Source organism: Hymenobacter qilianensis (genome assembly GCF_014489555.1).
Lineage (GTDB): Bacteria > Bacteroidota > Bacteroidia > Cytophagales > Hymenobacteraceae > Hymenobacter > Hymenobacter qilianensis.
Genome location: NZ_CP060784.1, coordinates 91,916 through 112,583, shown reverse-complemented (window position 1 = coordinate 112,583; position 20,668 = coordinate 91,916). Strand labels below are relative to the sequence as shown.

General features: G+C 55.5%; 15 protein-coding genes and 4 pseudogenes. 8 read left to right on the top strand and 11 right to left on the bottom strand.

What is annotated here, in order from left to right:
• The first annotated feature begins 6 nt into the window (after window positions 1–6).
• From can to H9L05_RS22815, 3 genes are all read left to right on the top strand, one after another.
• Window positions 7–708: a carbonate dehydratase gene (gene can / locus H9L05_RS00520; protein ID WP_187732589.1), complete on the top strand. Its 702-nt coding sequence runs from the start codon at window positions 7–9 to the stop codon at window positions 706–708.
• Window positions 709–917: 209 nt separating this feature from the next.
• Entirely contained in the window at window positions 918–1,580 is a 663-nt protein-coding gene (locus H9L05_RS22820) for an SDR family oxidoreductase (protein WP_223284639.1), read from the top strand.
• A gap of 47 nt (window positions 1,581–1,627) precedes the next feature.
• Entirely contained in the window at window positions 1,628–1,990 is a 363-nt protein-coding gene (locus tag H9L05_RS22815) for a hypothetical protein (protein ID WP_223284638.1), read from the top strand.
• Between the two features lie 94 nt (window positions 1,991–2,084).
• Here the strand turns inward: H9L05_RS22815 and H9L05_RS00510 are convergent, their stop codons facing one another.
• Window positions 2,085–3,164, bottom strand: a complete 1,080-nt coding sequence (locus tag H9L05_RS00510; RefSeq protein WP_187732588.1) for an NAD(P)-dependent alcohol dehydrogenase — start codon at window positions 3,162–3,164, stop codon at window positions 2,085–2,087.
• Window positions 3,165–3,452: 288 nt separating this feature from the next.
• On the opposite strand from H9L05_RS00510, the pseudogene H9L05_RS24560 reads away from it, so the two are divergent.
• The 3 genes and pseudogenes from H9L05_RS24560 to H9L05_RS00500 all read left to right on the top strand — a co-directional run.
• Window positions 3,453–4,385 (top strand): annotated as a pseudogene (locus H9L05_RS24560) (DNA topoisomerase); the annotation flags it as partial.
• 98 nt (window positions 4,386–4,483) lie between these two features.
• Window positions 4,484–5,953: a DNA topoisomerase gene (locus tag H9L05_RS24555; RefSeq protein WP_262892597.1), complete on the top strand. Its 1,470-nt coding sequence runs from the start codon at window positions 4,484–4,486 to the stop codon at window positions 5,951–5,953.
• Window positions 5,954–6,001: 48 nt separating this feature from the next.
• Complete coding sequence (locus H9L05_RS00500; protein WP_187732587.1) at window positions 6,002–6,223, top strand: DUF2905 domain-containing protein; 222 nt, start codon at window positions 6,002–6,004, stop codon at window positions 6,221–6,223.
• 158 nt (window positions 6,224–6,381) lie between these two features.
• On the opposite strand, the gene H9L05_RS00495 is transcribed toward H9L05_RS00500, so the two are convergent.
• Window positions 6,382–7,875: an SDR family oxidoreductase gene (locus H9L05_RS00495; protein ID WP_187732586.1), complete on the bottom strand. Its 1,494-nt coding sequence runs from the start codon at window positions 7,873–7,875 to the stop codon at window positions 6,382–6,384.
• A gap of 249 nt (window positions 7,876–8,124) precedes the next feature.
• Between H9L05_RS00495 and H9L05_RS00485 the strand changes: the two are divergent.
• Window positions 8,125–9,653: pseudogene (locus tag H9L05_RS00485) on the top strand (ArnT family glycosyltransferase).
• Window positions 9,654–9,797: 144 nt separating this feature from the next.
• Here the strand turns inward: H9L05_RS00485 and lysA are convergent.
• Both lysA and H9L05_RS00475 read right to left on the bottom strand, forming a co-directional pair.
• Window positions 9,798–10,939 (bottom strand): annotated as a pseudogene (gene lysA / locus H9L05_RS00480) (diaminopimelate decarboxylase).
• A 98-nt stretch (window positions 10,940–11,037) separates the two neighbouring features.
• Complete coding sequence (locus tag H9L05_RS00475) at window positions 11,038–12,357, bottom strand: aspartate kinase (protein ID WP_187732583.1); 1,320 nt, start codon at window positions 12,355–12,357, stop codon at window positions 11,038–11,040.
• Window positions 12,358–12,728: 371 nt separating this feature from the next.
• Here H9L05_RS00475 and H9L05_RS00470 point away from each other — a divergent pair, with 371 nt between their 5' ends.
• Complete coding sequence (locus H9L05_RS00470; RefSeq protein WP_187732582.1) at window positions 12,729–13,601, top strand: DUF2911 domain-containing protein; 873 nt, start codon at window positions 12,729–12,731, stop codon at window positions 13,599–13,601.
• A gap of 68 nt (window positions 13,602–13,669) precedes the next feature.
• On the opposite strand, the pseudogene H9L05_RS00465 reads toward H9L05_RS00470, so the two are convergent.
• The 7 genes and pseudogenes from H9L05_RS00465 to H9L05_RS00440 all read right to left on the bottom strand — a co-directional run bounded on the left by H9L05_RS00465 (window position 13,670) and on the right by H9L05_RS00440 (window position 20,601).
• Window positions 13,670–15,192: pseudogene (locus H9L05_RS00465) on the bottom strand (glycoside hydrolase family 97 catalytic domain-containing protein).
• Window positions 15,192–15,800 (bottom strand): glycoside hydrolase family 97 N-terminal domain-containing protein, encoded by a 609-nt coding sequence (locus H9L05_RS25605; protein WP_317175051.1) that lies wholly within the window; start codon window positions 15,798–15,800, stop codon window positions 15,192–15,194. Before H9L05_RS25605 ends, H9L05_RS00465 begins: the two are co-directional and overlap by 1 nt.
• Before the next feature lie 39 nt (window positions 15,801–15,839).
• Window positions 15,840–16,430 (bottom strand): hypothetical protein, encoded by a 591-nt coding sequence (locus tag H9L05_RS00460; RefSeq protein WP_187732581.1) that lies wholly within the window; start codon window positions 16,428–16,430, stop codon window positions 15,840–15,842.
• Between the two features lie 148 nt (window positions 16,431–16,578).
• Complete coding sequence (locus H9L05_RS00455) at window positions 16,579–17,973, bottom strand: alpha-amylase family glycosyl hydrolase (RefSeq protein WP_187732580.1); 1,395 nt, start codon at window positions 17,971–17,973, stop codon at window positions 16,579–16,581.
• Window positions 17,974–18,665: 692 nt separating this feature from the next.
• The gene (locus H9L05_RS00450; RefSeq protein ID WP_223284637.1) at window positions 18,666–18,971 is read right to left on the bottom strand and encodes an antibiotic biosynthesis monooxygenase family protein; all 306 of its coding nucleotides are present in this window, start codon (window positions 18,969–18,971) and stop codon (window positions 18,666–18,668) included.
• Between the two features lie 159 nt (window positions 18,972–19,130).
• Entirely contained in the window at window positions 19,131–20,102 is a 972-nt protein-coding gene (locus H9L05_RS00445) for an MBL fold metallo-hydrolase (protein ID WP_223284636.1), read from the bottom strand.
• Between the two features lie 49 nt (window positions 20,103–20,151).
• Entirely contained in the window at window positions 20,152–20,601 is a 450-nt protein-coding gene (locus tag H9L05_RS00440) for a GNAT family N-acetyltransferase (protein WP_187732579.1), read from the bottom strand.
• Between the last annotated feature and the right edge of the window lie 67 nt (window positions 20,602–20,668).

The window sequence follows — 20,668 nt, the reverse complement described above, 5'->3', positions numbered from 1 at the left end:
ATCCCCATGAAAGAGATTCTGGAAAATAACCGTATCTGGGTTGAGCGAATGCTGGCTCAGGATCCGCAGTACTTCGAAAAGCTAGCTCTGGGTCAAAAGCCTCAGTATCTGTTTATCGGCTGCTCCGATTCACGCGTACCCGCTAGCGCAATCACCGGAACCGGCCCGGGCGAAATGTTCGTGCATCGTAACATCGCCAACATGGTGGTGCACACCGATATGAACCTGCTGTCGGTGCTCCAGTATGCAGTAGAAGTATTGAAGGTCCAAGACATTATCGTGTGCGGCCACTATGGTTGCGGTGGGGTGGCAGCAGCAGCAGCCGGCAAGCAGTATGGCCTGATTGACAACTGGCTAACCAATATCCGGGACGTTATTCGTTTGCACGAAAAAGAGTTTTTGGGCATTGAGGATGAGGATCAGCGTCTCCGGCGTTTGGTTGAGATGAATGTTATTGAGCAGGTGCGCAACCTGGGCAAGACTAACATCATTCAGAATGCCATGAGAGGTGGCAATCCTGTCCGTCTGCACGGCTTGGTATACGATATCAGAGAAGGACTTCTAAAGGATCTGAAAGTCGATGATGCATTAATGAGTGATTTCGAGCATATCTATGGCACCGAAGCTATGGAGCATGCTGAGGAAGTGCTTGAGGATCAAGTAGAGGCTACCGATGACTTAGGTGCCAAAAACAAAGCTTCTAATTAGTATCTCGCTAAGGAATGAAGCCAGCAAACGTTGACTTTAAGTGTATTTAGCTACCACTAGCCGACGTAAACTGAGGGGGATACGTTGGTAACTGGGAACCTCCGTGACTAAGTAGTCACGGAGGTTTTTTTATGTCCAAAAAAGCCCCCCACGTAACACTAGTCTGTGGCGATGCCGTAAGAGAAATGAACAAATTGATTCTTACTACTATGAAGACTAAACTAAAAAAGCTTTCCAATCAGGTAATCGTTATTACAGGCGCCTCATCCGGCATTGGTCTGGTTACGGCCCGCATGGCTGCCGCGCAAGGTGCCCGATTAGTGCTGGCTGCCCGCAGTGAAGAAGCCCTGCGCCAGCTGGTGGCCGAGATAAAGGAAGGCGGCGGCCAGGCCATCCACGTAGTAGCCGATGTAAGCAATCAGGATGATGTGCGCCACATTGCCGAGTCAGCCAAAAACCGCTTTGGCGGCTTCGATACGTGGGTAAATAACTCCGGCGTGTCGATTTATGGCAAGATTGAGGAGGTGCCCATTGAGGACATGCGCAAGCTGTTCGAGACCAACTTTTGGGGGCTGGTTTACGGCTCGCTGGAAGCCACCAAGCACCTCAAGCAGAAGGGCGGTGCCATCATCAATATCGGCAGCATCCTGTCTGAGACGACGGCCATTCTGCAAACCATTTATAGCGCCAGCAAGCACGCCGTGAAAGGCTTCACCGATGGCTTGCGCATGGAGCTGGAAATGGACGAAGCGCCGGTGGTAGTTACGCTGATCAAGCCGGCTGCAATTGATACGCCGTATCCGCTGCACGCCAAGAACTATATGGAGCGCGAAGCCCAGCACGCGCCGCCCGCCTACGCCCCGAAACCGTAGCCCGCGCTATTCTGCACTGCGCTGAAACGCCCGAGCGCGAAATAACGGTGGGCGGTGGTGGCCGCGCCATCACGGCTCTGAACAACTGGGTGCCGAGCCTGCTCGACAAGTTCATGGAGAACGTGTTTGTCAAGCAGGAAAAGGCCGATTACCCGCCTCAGCCCCGCGACAATAACGGACTCGACGGCGCCATTGGCTCGTTGGAAGAGCGTGGCAACTATCCTGGCTACACCCGCGAAAGCAGCTTTTATACGCAAGCTACTACGCATCCACTAGCGGCTGCGGCCCTCATTGGTGCGGGCGTAGCTATTACGGCGGCTTTGCTGAACTCATCCAAGGATAAAAACTCCGCTCGCCGCCCGAAGCACGTAACCACCACTTACCCCGATGGCACCCGCGAAGTGCATTAATCAGGATTTCGGTAAGTAAAAAAGCCCCCGGACAGCATCTGGGGGCTTTTTTTTAAGAGTGCCCGTCGAGTAGCTTGGTCTGTGGAAGCCGCCGCTATTCCGCGTCTTTCAACGACTGCATATCGATGACGTAGCGGTAGCGCACTTCCTTGTCCATCATCTTGTCAAAGGCTTTATTAATGTCCTGCATCCGAATCATTTCAACGTCGGGCAGAATATTATGCTGAGCGCAGAAGTCCAGCACTTCCTGGGTTTCGGCAATGCCGCCGATGATAGAGCCCGCTACTGTGCGCCGAAACTTGGCGACATCCATATTGTTGAGCGGCTTCTTATACTCGCCCAGTAGTCCCACTGCTACCACGGCGCCATCCAAGTTGAGCAGGTTCACATAGTCGTTGATATCGTACTTATCAGGTATGGTATTAAGAATGAAGCTGAAGGAGGCTTCGTGCTGCTTCATGGCGTCGGCATCGGTGGAGAACAGCACTTTGTCGGCGCCCATTGCTTCAGCGTCTGCCTGCTTGTCTTTGGAGGTGGTGATGGCTGTTACATTGGCTCCCAATGCTTTAGCGAGCTTCACGGCCATATGGCCCAGGCCACCCAACCCTACTACACCTACCTGGTCGCCGGCTTTCACCTTCCAGTGCTTCAGGGGCGAATACGTGGTTATGCCAGCGCACAGAATAGGCGCTACAGCATTGATATCGAGGCCGTCCGGAATGCGTAGCACAAACGATTCCTTCACGGTCATGTTGGTTGAGTAGCCGCCGAAAGTGTTGGTACCGCTGCCGTCTGGTTTCATGGGGCCATTGTAGGTGGCCGTCCAGCTTACGGGTCCCTGGCAATAGTTTTCCTCGCCGTGCTGGCAAGGCTGGCACTGTCCGCAAGAGTCAATCATGCAGCCCACGCCCACGATGTCGCCGGCTTTAAACTTGGTTACGGCGCTGCCCACGTCCGTCACGCGCCCCACTACTTCGTGGCCGGGTACGCAGGGATAAATCGTGTTTCCCCAGTCATTCTTCGCTTGATGCAAGTCGGAGTGGCACACGCCGCAGTAGAGAATATCAATGTGCACTTCATCGGCTTGGGGTGCGTGCCGCTCTATTTCCATGGGCGCGAGGCCGTTAAAAATCGAATTAGTGGCCCCGTAGGCTTTGGTTTTAATAGCTTCCATAGAATAGAAAAGGTTGGTTTTGGAGGTGGAAAAGAGCGGTGTGAAACCTCAGCAACGCAAGCGGCCAGGCTACTGATGAGTTACGGCTGCAACTACCTGGGGTTGAGTTATATTTAGGTCTCCTGAATCCTCATCTACAGACAGACCCTGTCAGCGACCTTTTACCGCGTTATCTTTGTTGATTCTTCGCTGCCTTCACCCAGCGAAATCAGTATTTAATCAGCGAAACCCTGCGATTTGAAAGTCTGCATTGCCGAAAAGCCTAGCGTAGCCCGCGAAATAGCCAACGTGCTCGGTGCCAGCCGGCGCATGGATGGCTATTATGAGGGCAATGGCTACCAGGTCACCTGGACGTTTGGGCACTTTTGCCAACTGCGCGAGCCCGAGGACTACCGCCCCGAATGGAAGCGCTGGAGCATCCACGATTTGCCCATGATGCCCGACTCGTTCGGCATCAAGCTTATGCGCCGCGACGACGGCGTGGTGCGCCAGTTCAACGTCATTAAAAACCTGCTGGCCAGCGCCGAGGAAGTCATCAACTGCGGCGACGCGGGGCAGGAGGGAGAGGTCATTCAACGCTGGGTGCTGACGGAGGCTAAATACCGCAAGCCCTTCAAGCGTCTCTGGATTTCTTCACTCACGGAAGAAGCTATCCGTCAGGGATTTGCCAACCTGCGCGAAGGCTCCGAGTTCGACCGCCTTTACCAGGCCGGCAAGAGCCGCGCCGTGGGCGACTGGCTGCTGGGCCTGAACGCCACGCGTTTGTTTACGCTTAAATACGCCGCTGGTCAGAAGCAGGTGCTGAGCATCGGGCGGGTGCAAACGCCTACGCTGGCCTTGCTCGTCGATCGGTACCACGAAATCCAGAACTTCAAGCCGGAGCCGTATTGGGTGCTGCGTACCGAGTATCGGGGCACCATGTTCAGTCACGTTGCGCCACCCAAAAAAGGCAAAGCCGATGATGATGATGAGCCCGACGAAAAAGCCCGATTGAAAGCGCGTGGCTACTTTGTGAGTCAGGAAGAAGCCGATGTGGCATTAGAAGCCGTGCGGGGGGCAATTTTCACCGTCACCAACGTGGAAATCAAGAAGGCCCTCGAAACGCCGCCTTCTCTCTTCGACCTGACTTCCTTGCAGGTGCAGTGCAACAACCAGCTGGGCCTCTCGGCCGAGGACACGCTCAAAACGGTGCAGAGCCTTTACGAGAAAAAAGTCGTCAGCTATCCGCGCGTCGATACCACGTTTCTGCCCGACGACCAGTACCCCAAAATTGCCGGCATCATGCGCGGCCTGGGGGCTATTCCGGGCTTACGGCGCCCTTGCTGGAGGGCAAAATTCGCAAGTCGACCAAGGTTTTTAATAATAACAAAGTCACCGACCACCACGCCATCATCCCGACGGGCGCGAGTGCCGGCGGCCTGGGCGGCTCCGAGAGCAGCGTGTACGATATCATTGTGCGCCGCTTCCTGGCCGCGTTTTACCCCGATTGCGAAGTCAGCAACACGACCGTGACCGGCGAAGCCGCTGCGCATCCGTTCCGCGTGCGGGGCCGCCAAATTCTGAATCCCGGCTGGCGCATTGTGTACGGCGACCCCGAAAAGCAGCAAGCTCCCTCAGCGCCCAAAGCTGCCGGCGAAGGCGACGACGATGTGGTCAGTACCGTATTACCGTCGTTTACCCAAGGCGAAAATGGCCCCCACAAGCCTCGTCTCGACCAAAAAGTAACCCAGCCTCCGCGCGAATACTCCGAGGCTATGCTGCTACGCGGTATGGAAACCGCCGGCCGCAATGTGGACGACGACGAACTGCGCCTGGCCATGAAGGAAAACGGCATCGGCCGTCCCAGCACCCGCGCCGCCATCATCGAAACCCTGTTCAAGCGCGGCTACATCCGCCGCGACAAAAAGAAGATTCTGCCCACGCCCACCGGCGTCGAGCTGATCGGCCTCATCCGCAACCCCACCCTGAAATCGGCGGAGCTGACGGGGCAGTGGGAGCAGAAGCTGCGCCAGATTGAAGCCGGCAACCTCGATTCCGAGCAGTTTTTGGGTGAGTTGAAAACGCTGGTGCGCGAGATGGTGCTGGAAGTGAAATCCGATGGCTCGGGGCGCGGCATCAGCGTTAGTGCGCCGGGCAGTGCGGTCGCTGGGGGGCAAAAATCGGCTTTGTCAGCAGCAAAAATGCCCCCCACAGCTGCCAAGCCTGTAGCGCCAGCCGTACCGGGTAGCCTTGGTGCGTGTCCGGCTTGCGGCCAGGGCCACATCATGCGGGGCAAAACGGCCTTTGGTTGCTCGCGCTGGCGCGAGGGATGCGCCTTGCGTCTACCCGGTCAGTTTGAAGGCAAAAACCTGACGGACAAGCAAGTGTCGGCGCTGCTTAGCAAAGGCCGTACGCCTGTCATCAAAGGCTTTATCGACGACGTAGGCCAGAAGTTCGATGCGGCCGTACGCCTCACGCCCCAGCACACGCTGGAGCTGGTGCGCGCCGCCGAAAGCAAGCCCGCCACCACCGAAGCTCCCCAGCAGATTCCGTGTCCGGTGTGCCGCCTGGGCACCATGCTGCGCGGCAAAGCGGCCTACGGCTGCTCCCGCTTCCGCGAAGACTGCCAGTTTCGGGTGCCGCTGGAGCTATGCGGCCGCACGCTCACCGAGGCACAGATTGCGCAGCTCCTGCGCCGGGGCAAAACGGGCGTTATCCGCGGCTTTACGTCCCAGCGCACCGGCCAGAAGTTTGAAGCCGCCTTGCAGCTTGCAGGTGATAAGGTGGAATTTGTGTTTGAGAAGAAGTAAGTAGCTCAACACTAGCAACTCATAGCTGGCAATTCAGTACCTGACACTATGCCTATCGGTAAACTACTTGTATTTCTCGGCCTGGGTTTGGCACTGCTGGGGAGCATTTTATGGCTTGGTGGCGGTAGCTGGTTTAGCTGGTTCGGCCGCCTGCCCGGCGACGTACGCGTGGAGCGGCCAGGGTTTCGGCTGTATATGCCGTTCGTGTCGATGCTGCTGCTGAGTGTGTTGTTTAGTCTGATAATGTGGGTGGTGCGGCGCTTGAACTGAGCGCGTTTTATAATCAAAGGCGGTCATGCAGAGCGGAGCGAAGCATCTCGCGTGTTTAGTAGGAGTAGGTTGGCAACGTCAGCACGCGAGATGCTTCGCTCCGCATGACGTTCTTTTAGGCTTTTACTACTGTCTTGCATGGCCGCCTCACAAATCAATCAAACACGCGCTGGCTCAGAAATCCGGGTGGTGCCGGGTGCGGCGCCATATTGCACGATATTTTCCACCATGCCTTTGAAAATAATGAAGTGAAAAGGCACCAGCGAATACCAGTACAGCCGACCCGCCAGGCCGCGGGGCCGGAAGGCGGCCAGCTGCTCCAGGCGGTGGCCGCCCGTCGCTTCGTCGGGCACGATACGGAACTGTAGCCAGGCCTCGCCGGGCAGCTTCATTTCGGCGTAAAGCAGCAAGCGGCGGCCGGGGCGGTCGGCTACAAGAACGCGCCAGAAGTCGAGCTGGTCGCCGGCGCGCAGGTCGGAGGGGGAGCGGCGGCCCCGGCGCAAGCCCACGCCGCCGGCCAGCTTATCGAGCAGGCCGCGCACGCGCCAGAGCCAGTCCACTTTGTACCAGCCGCGCTCCCCGCCGATGCTCCATACGTTTTGCAGCACCTCGTCGGGGTCGCGGGTGAAGGCCATTTCCTGACGGTCGAAGAGCATACCGTGCTGCGGAATCTGCACGAAGTCCATATAGTTGCGCTCCATCACGCCACTGCTCAGCGCATCGGTCCAGCTGCTGATAACTTCATTCTGCTCGATGCGGGTAAAAGCCAGCTTTAGCGCCTCCGCGTAGCCCATACATTCGTGCCGTATAACCTGCGAAATGCTGCGCTTGGGCGCCACAATGGTATCATTGCGCAGACTGTCAACCAGACTCTGCGCCAGCGAAAACGTGGTGCTGGTGACCAAAAACAGCCACAGCGACGACAGCCGCGGCGTGAGCACGGGCACAGTAAGTATATAGCGACGATAGCCTCGCACCTCAGCCAGGCCCAGCAGCATCTGCTTGTAAGTCAACACATCAGGCCCGCCAATGTCGAAGCTTTGCCCTAGGCAAGCGGGGTTGTCAAGCACGGCGGTCAGGTAGAACATTACGTCGCGCACCCCGATGGGCTGACAGCGGGAGTTGAGCCAGCGCGGCGTAATCATCACCGGCAGCTTCTCCACCAAGTCCCGAATTATCTCAAACGATGCGGAGCCCGAGCCGATGATAATACTGGCCCGCAGCACCGTGAGAGCCGCTTTTTCGGCCTTTTGCAATACCGTTTCCACTGCCCTGCGCGAACGTAGATGCGCAGATAAGCCCCGATCATTGGCAATGCCGCTGAGGTAGATAATCTGCCGCGATGACGTTCGATTGATATACTGGGTGAAGTTCTCTGCCGATTGGCGCTCCGCCTGCACAAAATCCTGATCGGTGCCGCTCATGGAGTGCACCAGGTAGTAAGCCGCATCGATGTCGGGGGGCAAATTTTGCAGAGAGGAGGACTGTAGCAAGTCGCCCTGCGCTACAGTGACCTGGGTGCGCAGCCGCTCGGGCGTGCTGAAGCGGCGCGGGTCGCGCACCAGACACACCACTTCGTGGCCCGCCTCCAGCAGCAGCGGCAACAAGCGCTGGCCGATGTAGCCATTGGCGCCGGTAAGCAGAATTTTCATGGGCGGGCTCGTAAATGGTACGAACTAAGAACCGCTGAAGCAGTACTTAGTTGTAGAGCCAAGCTTGCCCTACCTTTGGGCTACCGTTGCCGCCACTTTCCCAAATCACCTGCTTATGCCCCTTCCGCTTACCTCCCGTACCTGGCTTTGGCTCTGGCTGCTAGTCCTCGGGGGGGATTTTTTGTGGGCCTGGGCGCGTGGGGTCCGCTAGAAAGCAGTGAGGCGCGCTACGCCGAAATTGGTCGCGAAATGCTGGTCACCGGCGACTGGCTGCACCCGCGCCTGCTCGGTATTCAGCACTTTCATAAGCCTCCGCTTACCTACTGGCTCACGGCGGCGGGACTTACTATTTTTGGCCCCCACGCGGCCGGCGTGCGCATTCTGCCGGTGCTGGCCGTATTGCTGCAAGTGCTGCTCATGTACAAGCTGGGCGAGCTGCTGTTTAAAGGTGACCGGGCCCGCGCGCTGGCGGCGGCTGTCGTCTATGGCACCTTGCCCGTGGTGCTCATTTCGGCCCTCAACGTAACCACCGATGCCTACCTGGCCACGCTGGAGCTGGCAGCGGCCTACGGCATTCTGCGCTACTACGCCGGGGGCAAATTCGCTGGCTCTACCTGTTTTGGGTGGGCCTCGGCTTAGCTTTTCTGACCAAAGGACCGGTCGGCTTTATTCTGCCGCTGATGGCCGTTATCAGTCATTACTTCAAGCAAGATGCCGACCAAAAGCAAGCCCGCCGACCTTTCACGGTGCACCACGCGCTGGGTTTCGGGTTGTTTGTGCTGGTCGGGCTCAGCTGGTATTTGTACCTCATAGCCGAGAATCCAGCCTTTATCCGGTATTTTCTGTTTGAGCACACCGTGGAGCGCTTTGCCAATCCTAACACTTTTGGCCGGGCCAAGCCGTGGTGGTTTTATCTGGTGCTGGCCCCGGCCACCAGTTTGCCGTGGTCGGTAGCGCTGGTAGTGCTGGCCGTGCGTACTGGCTGGGAAAGCGTGCCTCAACTCTGGCGCAATGTGCTCATCTTCTGGGTACTGCTGCCGTTGTTTTTTTTCTCCTTGTCCAGCTCCAAGCTGCTGCTTTACGTGCTGCCGATATTCCCCGGCATGGCCCTGCTAACGGTGTATTACCTGGGGCGGTGCACAGAGGCGGCGCTGTTTCGCTGGTACGTGGGAATTGTAGCCTTCTTCGGCTTCCTGCTGGCCATTTTATGCCTGGCGCCTGCGTTTGCCGGGGTGCTGGATCTGCCTTTCGCCCTGCGTCCTATGGCGGCGGCGGTGCCGGCGGCGGGCGTGGTGGTGCTGGTTATTACGCTCACGCTCTGGGAGCAGGTACGTGTAGCGCCCCGTTTGTTGGCGGCGGCTGTCATGTTCACGCTTACGCTGCTACTGGCCGCTAAGCCCATTCTGCACCAAAATGAGCTGGCCGCCAACGGCACACGTCCGCTGGCTGAGTTGCTGCGCCAGCGCCAGCTTACGCAACAGCCTGTGCTGGTGTACAATGAACTGCTGCCGTCCCTAGCGTTCGAGCTGGGCAAAATTCCCGTTTCTCTCAACGACGGCAACCACAACCTCAACCGCGAAACGCAGTTTGAGCCCAATCGGCGGTGGCAACAAAACCTGATCTACCTCAGTGACTCCACCCAGCGGCCCGCCCTCGACTGGATGCTCCAGCAACGCCCCGTACTCATCGTGAAAGGCGAGCTAAACCCCGAAAGACAGTGGCTGCTGCCATATTTCAAGCAGCATGAGACCTTAGGCAAATGGACCGTGTGGTATTAGGGAGAGGATACTGATCAGCTTGATTTTTTTAAGACAATGGGCAAACGCTACGAAGGTTGTAAGCTCTTATCCGTTTTCGATCATATCACTAAAAAAGCCCCCAGAGTAGCTCTGGGGGCTTTTTTAGTGATATGATATTTTCTTCTAGATGTATACCGCCTCGGCCTTCTCCCGCAGGTTATAAGCCGAGCTCATCACCTCGCCATAGGCTCCCGCCGAACGCAGCGCAATCAGGTCACCGCGCTTCGTCTCAGTCAAAGGAACCGCGCGTCCAAATGTGTCTGACGACTCGCAGATGGGCCCTACCACGTCGTAGGGCTGAATTTCGCCCTGGCTGCTGAGGTTTTGAATGTGATGATGACTACCGTATAAAGCCGGCCGAATGAGCTCAGTGAGGCCCGCGTCGAGGATGGCGAACTGGGTTTGCTGACTGCGCTTCACGTACAGCACCCGACTTACCAGGGTGCCGCTTTGCGCCACGATGGCGCGGCCTAACTCCACGTGCACCTGCTGGCCCGGCCGCCGGATCAGGTGCTGCTCGAAGGTGCGGAAGTAGGCCTCGAAGTCGGGAATAGGGTTGGTGTCGGGGTCGTTGTAGTCGATGCCCAGACCGCCGCCCACGTTGAGGTGCGGTAAGTGGTGGCCTTGCTCTTCGAGCCAAGCTTGCAGCTCGTTTAGCTTCTGGCTAAGCTCGGCAAACACCGCTAAATCAGTGATTTGCGAACCGATATGCGCGTGCAAACCCACCAGCTCCAGGTGCGGCAAGCTGGGTAGCTGTTCAACTACCGCCGGCAGATCACCCAGGCCAATCCCGAACTTGTTGGCTTCTAGGCCCGTCGTGATGTAGTGATGGGTCTGCGCGTCCACGTTCGGGTTCACGCGCAGCGCCACCCGCGCCCGCCGATTTTGCCCCCCAGCTAGCTCGTTCAGCACCACCAACTCCTCCGCCGACTCCGCATTAAAGCACCAGATATCCGCCGCCAGCGCCCGGTTGATTTCCGCGTCCGTTTTGCCAACGCCCGCAAATACAATGTCCTGGGGGCAAATCCGGTGTCGAGGGCGCGCTGTACTTCGTTGGCGCTCACGCAATCAGCCCCAAGGCCGTGCTGCTGAATAAGGCGCAAAATGGGCTCGTTGGCGTTGGCTTTCAGGGCATAATGCACATGAAACCCCCGCGGCCGCGCCGCCTGCTGCACAGCTTCAAGCGTGCGCGTGAGCAAGCCCAGATCGTAGTGATAAAAAGGCGTAGGGCGGGAGAGAAGCTCGCCGGAAAGAGAGAAAGACATTATAAAAAGTGATAAGCAACGATGGGCCTCATCCCCTAGGACTTCGCGCATGAAGCGAACCGGGGCTAGGGGATGAGGCCCATCGTTGAAGAGAAAATCTACCGCTGAAACAGCCCCGCGTTCAACGCCTTCAACGTCCGCGTTTTATCAGCGGTGTGTACCAGCAGGCTGATATTATTGGGCGAGCCACCGTAGGAAATCATCCGCAGCGGAATGTCGCCCAGCGCGTTGAACACCAGCCGGGCCGAGCCGTGGTTTTCCTGAATCAGATTACCAACCAAACAGATAATGGTCTGATTTTCATCAATTTCCACGTTGCCAAAATCGCGCAGCTCAGTCAGGATTTCCTGCAAGTGCGTGGCATCATCAATAGTTAAAGACACGGCCACTTCTGACGTCGTAATCATGTCGATGGGCGTGCGGTAGCGCTCAAAAACCTCGAACACGCTGCGTAGAAAGCCGTGCGCCAGCAGCATTCGGCTCGACTTGATCTTGATAGCCACTAAGCCGTCTTTCGCCGCCACCGCCTTGATAGCCTCCGAGCCGGTTTTGCTGGAAATGAGCGTGCCGGGCGCTTCAGGCTGCATCGTGTTGAGCAGGCGCACTGGAATATTGTACTGGCGAGCGGGCAGCACTGAGCTGGGGTGCAGAATTTTAGCTCCGAAATATGCCAGCTCGGCCGCCTCATCAAACGACAACTCGCGTATAGGGTAGGTGCCTTCTACCACGCGTGGGTCGTTGTTGTGTAAGCCATCAATGTCCGTCCAGATCTGGATTTCGTCGGCGCTGGCCGCCGCGCCGATAAGCGAAGCGGAATAGTCGGAGCCGCCGCGCTTGAGGTTGTCGATGTCGCCCTTAGCGTTACGACAGATGTAGCCTTGCGTGATAAACAGCTTCTGGCCGGCGTGGGGGGCTAATTGCTGGGCCAGATGCTCCCGAATGTAAGCGTCGTCGGGCTCGTCGTTGGTGTCAAGGCGCATGAATTCCAAAGCGGGCAGCAATACCGCATCCTGCCCGCGCACGGCCGTCAGGTAGCGGTGAAACAGCAGCGTACTCAGCAGCTCGCCCTGGGCCAGAATCACCCGCTCGCCCGAGGTCGACAGGGGCTGACGCATCAGATTGAAGATGGTTTTGAAGCTGGTACTTAGCTGACTTATAGCCTCTTCGGCTACGGCTGGCTCGGGCAGCAGCTCGCGGGCCACCATCATATAGTGCTGACGCAGAATCTCGGTCTGAGACGTAGCGGCCTGGATTTCACCTTCAAAAAGCAGCTTCGCAATAGCAACCAGCGAATTGGTTGTACCCGACATGGCCGACAACACCACAATGCGCGGCTCGGAACTTTGAATGAGGTCGGCCACCGAATGCATCCGCGCCGCCGACCCGACGGACGTGCCGCCAAACTTGAGAATTCTCATGAAAAATATAAAGCGTAGGAACCCCAAGGTAAGGCCCAAGCCGCAAGATGTGAAATGATGCTTGTCTGGGGGGCTTTTTTTTAAGATCTGAAGGCAAGAGACACAGCCAAACCGATGCGCGATGCAGGAAGCAAATTATTCTGCCAAAAGTCATGACGCGGTAGAGACGCAAGATTTTGCGTTTCCTCGTTGCAGAGGATGTTATTTCTGAATAGCGCTAAGTCTGTCGTTCAACGAGGACGCGCAAAATCTTGCGTCTCTACCGCATTTAAAACCTCCTTTTTACTTCGCTAAATCATTCAGCACAAGCAACTCTTTTAATTCACTGGTTACTATATTCAACCTGTTCCCACATTCTCAAGCACTCACCCATGAAACCTTGTTTATGCTTTCCATTCCTGCTATTTCTGGCTGGTTCGCTAGCGGCTAGCACCCACACCCAAGCCCAGCAAACACTCCGAATTCCGGTAGCTAGTCCGGCCGTGCGCATCCGTCAGGATTTCTCGGTTTCCTTCGTGGAGCTGAGCTACTCGCGCCCTTCCAAGAAAGGCCGCGAAATTTTTGGCAAGCTGGAGCCCTACGGCCAGGTGTGGCGCACGGGCGCCAACACCAATACTAAAATTCGCTTCGGGGAAGAAGTAAAATTTGGTGGCCAAACCGTGCCAGCGGGCACCTACGCCTTGTTCAGCATTCCGGGCCCCAAGGAGTGGACGCTGATTCTGAATCGGGATACCGCGCAGTGGGGCGCCTACACCTACAAGCCCGAAATGGACGTGGTGCGAGTAAAAGCCGTGCCTGTAACCCTGCGCGACCCCGCCGAAACCATGAGCCTGACCCTGGAAAACCTGAAGCCATCCGCCGCCGACCTCACCCTGCGCTGGGACAAAACCCAGGTAAGCGTGCCCCTCACCGCCGACTCAGATGCGCAGGTAGAAGCCCAGATTGCGCAGGCTATGCAAGGCGAAAAAAAGCCTTACATCTCTGCCGCACAGTATTACTACAACAATAATAAAGACCTCAACCAAGCCCTCACCTGGCTGGATGCTTCCATTAAGCAGCAGCCCAGCTACTACGCCTATTACTGGAAGGCTCGCGTGCTGCAAAAAGCCAAGCGCCCCGACGAAGCCACAGCCGCTGCCAAGCAGTCGTTGGAACTGGTAAAAGCGGAAAAAACGCCGTCAATTAAAGAGGAGTACGTTCGCTTGAATCAGCAGCTGTTAGCGGATATTGGCGGTAAGAAATAAGGTGACCTCGCTATCAAGTTTGCAACTAAAAGAGCCCCCCAGATGTGTTCTGGGGCTTTTTCCTTGAGTTACTGCTTCTTCAGCTTCCGCAGCTCCTCTTTTGTTGCGGGTTTTAGGCTGATGGCTGTGCCGCCGCCGGGAGCCAGTTGTAGCGGAAGTTGCGTGCGGCTGTCTACCAGTACTTGCCGGATCTGGTAAACCATGGGGTTCTTTTCCCAGTCGGCATCTTTGCCATCGGCGTAGATGGTGGCAGTGTATCGGGCCTTGGGGGCAAAAAGTCCAGCTTTACGGTCTGGCGACGGGCCCGCTCGTCGGTGATGGCGCCCAGGTACCACTCGTCTTTGCCCTTGGCTTTGCGGGCCGTGATGATGTATTCGCCTGGCTCGGCAGCCAGAATGCGGGTGTCGTCCCAATCCACGGGCACATCTTTAATGAACTGGAACGCGTCGAGGTGCTGCTCGTAGGCTTCGGGCAAGTCGGCGGCCATTTGCACGGGGCTGTACATGGTCACATACAGGGCCAGCTGCTTGGCTAATGTCGTGTGTACTTGGCGGCCTTTGTTGGCCTTCGGATTCCAAGGTTCGAGCTTGATTTGGAAAATGCCCGGCGTATAATCCATAGGCCCACCCATGAGGCGGGTGAAGGGCAGAATGGTTTCGTGCTCGGGCGGATTGCCGGTGCTCCAGGCGTTAAACTCGTTCCCGCGGGCAGCTTCTGAGGCCAGCCAGTTGGGGTATGTACGGTGCAGGCCCGTCAGCCGCACCGACTCGTGCATATCCACCATAATCTGCTGCTGGGCCATGTTGGCGGCGGTGCGGTTGTAGTGATTCACCATCCATTGCCCATCATGGTGCTCGCCGCGCGGAATGATGCGGCCCACGTAGCCGGTTTTCACGGCGTCGTAGCCGTGCTCTTTCATGAAGCGCAAGGCGGTTTCTTGGCGGCGCTCGTAGTTGGTCACCGAACTGGACGTTTCGTGGTGCATCATCAGCTTCACGCCCTTGCTGGCTGCGTAGCGCTGCAACTCCTGCACGTCGAAGTCGGGGTAGGGCGTCACGAAGTCAAATACTTCCTCTTTCCAGTTATTGGCCCAGTCTTCCCAACCCACGTTCCAGCCTTCCACCAGCACGCTTTGCAGGCCGTGCTTGGCGGCAAAGTCGATGTAGCGCTTCACGTTGGCGGTGTTGGCGCCGTGGCGACCGTTGGGTTTCAGCTTGCTCCAGTCGGTAGTCGCCAGCTTGATGTTGCTAGTGTCGGCGTAGTTCCAGCTGGCTTTGTTTACGTGCATTTCCCACCACACGCCCACAAATTTCTGGGGCTTAATCCAGCCCGTATCAGCTATTTTGCTCGGCTCGTTTAGGTTCAGAATGAGCTTGGAGGCAAGTACCTCGGGCGCTTTGTCGCTAACCACAATCGTGCGCCACGGCGTATGCTCGGGCGCTTGCAGATAGGCCTTCGCTCCGGTGGCCGAGGGCACCAGATGGCTGGTTAGACCGAACGCTTTGGTGTCCACATCCAGCATCATAGCCGGATAATTCACCAGCGCCGCCTCATGTATATTCACGTACAGCCCGTCCTGGGTCTTCAGCATCAGCGGCGTCTGCACCCGCTGGGGGCAGATTTTAGCTGAATAGCCTCAATAGGCGTGGTATTAATCTCGCTTAAGCGGGTGGTACTGTAGGTGTACTCGTTGGAGTCGTAGTCGCCCGGAATCCAGAAGGTTTTGTGGTCACCGGTGAGGTTAAACTCGGTTTTTTCCTCCTGCACGGTGAAGTAGGTGAAGCCCGGCTGAGCCGGAAACTCGTAGCGAAAGCCCAGTCCATCATCGTACAGCCGGAAGCGCACCACCAGCCGCCGATTCTTCGCGGCGGCCTGCTGCAGCGTCACGGCCAGTTCCTTGTAGCGGTTGCGAATCTGCTTCACCTCACCCCACACCGGCGCCCACGTTTCATCCGTCGCCGACGAGTCGATTTTAGCGATGGTAAAGCCTTTATCAAAGCCGGGTTGGTTTTGGAGCAGAACTGCTAAACGGCTGGGCTTTATAACGGGCTTCGCGCCGAATCGGAGTTGGTAAGTTGGCTCGCCGGCCGTGTTTACTTGAAAGTTGAGCGTCAGCTTTTTGGTTGGGGAGTGCAGCGTTTGGGCTTGAGTAGAATAGATTGCTAGTGTTATGAAACAGCCAGCAATAATATATTTCATTAGGCAATTCATAGTAAGATTAATTAGGTGCCGTTCGGTTTAGTGTCTTTTTCTGGCTTCAACAATTGCGTGATCGATTTGCAATTGAATTTTCCGAATTGGGCTTTTCCTATTTTGTTTGTAGTAAATGTTTTTTGTCTTCTTGTGAAAAAAAATAGTTCGCTTGATTAGGGCAAAATGGTCGTAATATTGACTGATAGTATCCTTCCCTATTATAAAATCAAAACTATAATTATCTCCATGGTTTCGATGAATAACTTCAGCCTCACCGCTGTCGCTATCTATTGTGGTAAAATCTTTTATTGTACCTTTATTTATTTCGCTCCAGTTAACACTCAAGTACGACCAGAACATATCTTTATAAACCACGACTGGCGATATAATAGAGCAATTATCTAAATAGGTTAGATAGGTTTTAGAATGCTGTTTCCATAATACATAGGTTGGTGTAAAGTCTCCTTTAGATGAACAGGATGAGTCTTCTGTAATCCTGCTTCCTCTACATCCAACACAATAGCTTCTATAAACGCATATTGAATCTACCCTTCGCTTATGCAACTCTGCAACTAAACTGTCTGTTCGAATTTCAAGTGGAGACTTTTTATATTGACCTTTAACAGAGTGAACCATTAAGTAAAACGTTAACAAAGCAACTAAGTGCAATAACCTTGGATTTAAATTCATACTGATTTTTTCGATGATAGAATATAAATCGAACTATGTAACTGTGTCAGTGCGACTGTGTAAACATCATTTATTTCCTTTCGGCTGGATAGAACTAGTTGCGCAAAATCAGGTACTGATACGGCTGTAAAATAAGCTGCGTACTCAACATCAAAGGCTGACCGTTTAAAGCATTTAGCCAAGGTGAGTTGACCAAGCCAGCGGGTACCCCATACGTTGTTGCCGCATTTCGAAGGTTGACCAGCACTAAGACCTTCTCGTTGCCGACAGTTTTCGTGAACGCGCACACATCGTCGCTGCTATAGGAGGTAAGTGCTCCATTGCGCACGGCGTCGCTGCTGTTGCGGAAGCGGAGGATGCTTTTGTATTCCTTGGTAACGGCCGGGTTGAGCGACCAATCAATCGTTCGGCGCGCTCCCATAAAAGGCAGCCGGGCCGGAAATCCTACTTCCTGACCGTTGTAAATCATGGGTGTGCCGCGCATGTAAGCGACCACCACAAAGGCGGCCATAGCCCCTTGCTGACCATTGAAAAGCTCCTGCGGGGTGCCGTCCGAGCTGTTTATATCGTGGTTGGAAATGTAGCGCAGCATGCGGGCCCCGGCCGGAGCATTGGCATAATTCACCTCATTGAGCTTATCGAGGAGCTTGACGCTGGCTCGCTTGGCAAAAATGTCTTTCATGGTGGCCAGGAAATCGAAGCCATAGCGAAGCGGAAAACCAGCCTGGAAGTAGTAGGTCTTATCCGAGCCTTCCGCAATCAGGAGCAGCTTGTGCGTGCTGATGGAGTTCAGGTTGCTGACGGCCTCGGTGAGAAACTCATAAGTCGGTCCGTCGGCGTAATCGATGCGGTAGCCATCAATGTTGGCCTGAAATACCCAGTAGCGCATAGCCTGAATCATGGCTGCCCGCATGGAGGCGTTGGCGAAGTTGAGTTGGGCTACGTCGGTCCAGCCTAAGGGCGGATTCTTGATGTTGCCGGCGGCGTCCTGCTGGTACCAATCCTTGTGGGCCGTTATCCAAGGGTGGTCCCAGGCGGTGTGGTTGGCCACCCAATCGAGCACGACGGCCATGCGGCGGGCATGAGCGCCATCCACAAGGGCCCGCAAATCAGCCAGCGTACCGAGTTCCGGATTCACCGCCAGGTAGTCCTGTATGGCATAAGGCGAGTCAAATGCCTTGACCTTACCAACAGGGTAAATCGGCATCAGATACACCACATTAATGCCGAGGGCTTTGATTGAATCCAGGCGAGCTAGTACGCCCTTGAAGTTGCCTTGCGCGCTAAACGCCCGCATATTAACCTGATACACGGTGGCATTGGCCGCATCCGGCACTTCCGTGAAGGGCGTACCATACTGGGCCGGATCGGCCGTGACTGAGGGAAGAACCGGAACTGTAGGGCTGATGGTTGTGCCTTTGCTACAGGAAAGAAGTAGCACAGACCAGCACAGGAAGGCCAGCTTCCGCATGAGTTTTGAATCAAGCATAAGTAGGAGTTTGGTAGGGGCCGCGATGTAGGATGAGTGTTTTGTCTAGGGCGTGAGGTTGCCCTTACAGGTATTATATTGTTGTACAAGGTGTAGCAAGTTTGACTCGCTGAACTTACCGGTAATAATAGGGGCTGTGGAACAGTCACTAAAAAGACTACGCAAGTCGTTTCTGAATGTCGTGGCTTGCAAGAGATAGGGAGCGCGCGTACGTTCAGTTGACCGTTCGATATAGTAGTAAATGAGCGCGGACTGGTTGGCGTACACTTCATCTGGATTGTTGCCAAACAGATTATAGGTGCTACGGTACAGGTTAGCGCGGCCGCCGGCCAAGCGTTCGAGTAGCAAACACAGTGTGTTACGTTTTGACACTGGCAGCATCTTGCGCATTACGTAGGTCCTGCCATCTGATAAATGAAGGCTGTGCAGTTTCTTAATGGAATAAAACTGCTTATTGGACGAAGCTGGATCTTTCCGAAACATCACACCACGGGCCACTGTGCTACGGGTTGGGACCTCTAATTCACCCCGTAACGTATCACCATGCGCAAATACGATGTAGCCTGATTGCATTCGCTTTTGGGCGTGTGCTATCGGAGACTGGATAAGAGCCATTGTGAGTGTCAGGAATAGTATGAAAACCTTCATGAAATACATTAACCCAATAGATTAGGCTGATTAAAGGGTAATAGTTAAAAGTCAAAGGTATCGCAGTGAACGACGTTGGCCTCAAACTCTAGCAAGTAGCGTGCATCGTCGGGGTAATAGCGCGCTTTTTCGTAGTCGTCGCCGGCAAAATGTTTGATGCTTTCGTAGCTGTCCCAACGGGTGACGGTCCAGAAATGGCAGACTTCGCCCTCTATGCTGCGCAGCACCTGCACACCTAAGTTGCCGGGCGTTTTCTTGTAGTCGGCAAGGCCGGATGCTTCCAGATATTTGAGGTACTCATCGGCGTGATGAGCGTGGGTCACGCCGTGCCAAATGCGGGTAATTATCATGAGAACATTATAAGGTATTTGCATGAAGTTTTGGACCGCTGATGCGCGGTATAGACGCAATATCTTGCGTCTTGTCGTTGCACAATCTGCTGTAACAAAGCCTGGACGGTGCAAACGACGAGACGCAGTATGTTGCCTCTTTACAAAAGACGATTTACGCTAAAACTGCAGCAACCGTCCTTGCTCCGGAAAGATGAGTTTCAGCTGCAGCGAATTTGCTTCGGTGAGCTGCTTTTTGATGGTCGCTTCATTGCCGGCCGTGGGCTTGATATGGGTGATTACGACTGGCAGCCCGCGTAGCGCAGCGGCTCCGGTTAGCTGACTAAGGGCAGTCATCTCCTGCATAAGCAAAGCCGGGGTGAGATGCCCAAAAAGCTGGGCTGGCGGCTGTGCATTAGCGTAGGAAGTCTCTATGAAAATGGCTTTCAGCTGGCCGGCTTTTACCAGGGGCTGAATGGCTTGCCACAAATTGCGCAGCTGGGGGGCTTTTTCAACGGCATCCGCGCCAGTGTCGCCTAGGTAAAGAAGGTAGCTCTGCTTGCTCCGCAGCAGGAAGGCCGCGCTTTGATAAGGTTTGCCGTGGCTCAGCACAAACGTCTGAAGGCTCAAATCGGTGTTTTCGATGGCTGTTTCCTGGCCGGGCGATAAAGAACGCAACTGATATTTGCGCAGGGCCGGCGGGGCGCCGCTGCTGCCGAAGTTGGGCCAGGTGCGCCAGTTGAAATAATCGTTTTGAATGGTTTTGAGGCAGTCGCTTAGGCCGTAAATGCTCTTGGGCGAGTCGTCGGTGGCATTCAGGAGCAGGCCGGTTACGTGGTCGAGGTGGGCGTGGGAGATCAGGTAAGCCTTGATAGTATTGCGAATTACCTCGGTCGCTGGCCCCGCGAATACCTTGCGTGCCACGGCCTTTTCCACGCCGCTGTACACAGTGCCCGCATCCAGACACACATAGGAACTGGAGCCCGCCGGGGCAACCAGATAGGCCGAAAGGTTGCCCTCATCCAGTCCGCCCTTCACGCCCAGCGGCACGACGCTGAAAGTGGGAGAAACTGTGCGCTGCGCGAGAACCCAATGACCCATCAGAAGCAGCAAGAGCAGCAAGCACCGTTGCAATAAACGCGTCGTCTCCATACCTACAAGGTAGCCATAGATTCAGCGTATCAGGCTGCCACAACCAGTTCTAAATCTGATTTGAGCGCTTACTCCATTCCTCCACGGTCAGCTCAAACCGGATTTCTCCACTAGTTGTCCGGCCCGTTTCGCGCCAGCCCGATTGCCGGTAAAAGGCTTCGGCCCGCGTGCCCGGACTTGTGCTCAGCCATACAGGGTGCTGCGTTTGGCTGAAATACCAGCGCAGCATCAGCGTCTGTAGCTGCCGGCCAATGCCCTGCCGGTCGTAATCGGGGTGCACGAAGAGCGCCCAAACGCTGTGGTCTTGGAGGTCGGCAATGGCAAATCCTACAATTTGCCCCCCAGTCTCGCAAACCCAGCCTTTGCCGCGCCGGGTGAGGTAGTCGATGTTATCCTGCTCTGTTACCCGATCAGGGCTGGAAAGCTTATTTTCTTTGACCGCCATGCGTACGGCCATGTACTGCGGAATGTCTGCTACTTGGGCTTCGCGGTAGAGCATGTTGTTAAGATAGTGAGCGACATGAATTAATAGGTGAACAAACACTTCTCGAATCGGAATCAAAAGG

What these genes read in the sequence shown, in the direction of transcription:
- H9L05_RS25605 (WP_317175051.1), bottom strand. Translation starts at nt 15,800, where the DNA reads ATGAAATATATTATTGCTGGCTGTTTCATAACACTAGCAATCTATTCT.
- H9L05_RS00440 (WP_187732579.1), bottom strand. Translation starts at nt 20,601, where the DNA reads ATGCTCTACCGCGAAGCCCAAGTAGCAGACATTCCGCAGTACATGGCC.
- H9L05_RS00455 (WP_187732580.1), bottom strand. Translation starts at nt 17,973, where the DNA reads ATGCTTGATTCAAAACTCATGCGGAAGCTGGCCTTCCTGTGCTGGTCT.
- H9L05_RS00445 (WP_223284636.1), bottom strand. Translation starts at nt 20,102, where the DNA reads ATGGAGACGACGCGTTTATTGCAACGGTGCTTGCTGCTCTTGCTGCTT.
- H9L05_RS22820 (WP_223284639.1), top strand. Translation starts at nt 918, where the DNA reads ATGAAGACTAAACTAAAAAAGCTTTCCAATCAGGTAATCGTTATTACA.
- H9L05_RS00475 (WP_187732583.1), bottom strand. Translation starts at nt 12,357, where the DNA reads ATGAGAATTCTCAAGTTTGGCGGCACGTCCGTCGGGTCGGCGGCGCGG.
- H9L05_RS00470 (WP_187732582.1), top strand. Translation starts at nt 12,729, where the DNA reads ATGAAACCTTGTTTATGCTTTCCATTCCTGCTATTTCTGGCTGGTTCG.
- H9L05_RS00500 (WP_187732587.1), top strand. Translation starts at nt 6,002, where the DNA reads ATGCCTATCGGTAAACTACTTGTATTTCTCGGCCTGGGTTTGGCACTG.
- H9L05_RS00495 (WP_187732586.1), bottom strand. Translation starts at nt 7,875, where the DNA reads ATGAAAATTCTGCTTACCGGCGCCAATGGCTACATCGGCCAGCGCTTG.
- can (WP_187732589.1), top strand. Translation starts at nt 7, where the DNA reads ATGAAAGAGATTCTGGAAAATAACCGTATCTGGGTTGAGCGAATGCTG.
- H9L05_RS00460 (WP_187732581.1), bottom strand. Translation starts at nt 16,430, where the DNA reads ATGGTTCACTCTGTTAAAGGTCAATATAAAAAGTCTCCACTTGAAATT.
- H9L05_RS00510 (WP_187732588.1), bottom strand. Translation starts at nt 3,164, where the DNA reads ATGGAAGCTATTAAAACCAAAGCCTACGGGGCCACTAATTCGATTTTT.
- H9L05_RS00450 (WP_223284637.1), bottom strand. Translation starts at nt 18,971, where the DNA reads ATGATAATTACCCGCATTTGGCACGGCGTGACCCACGCTCATCACGCC.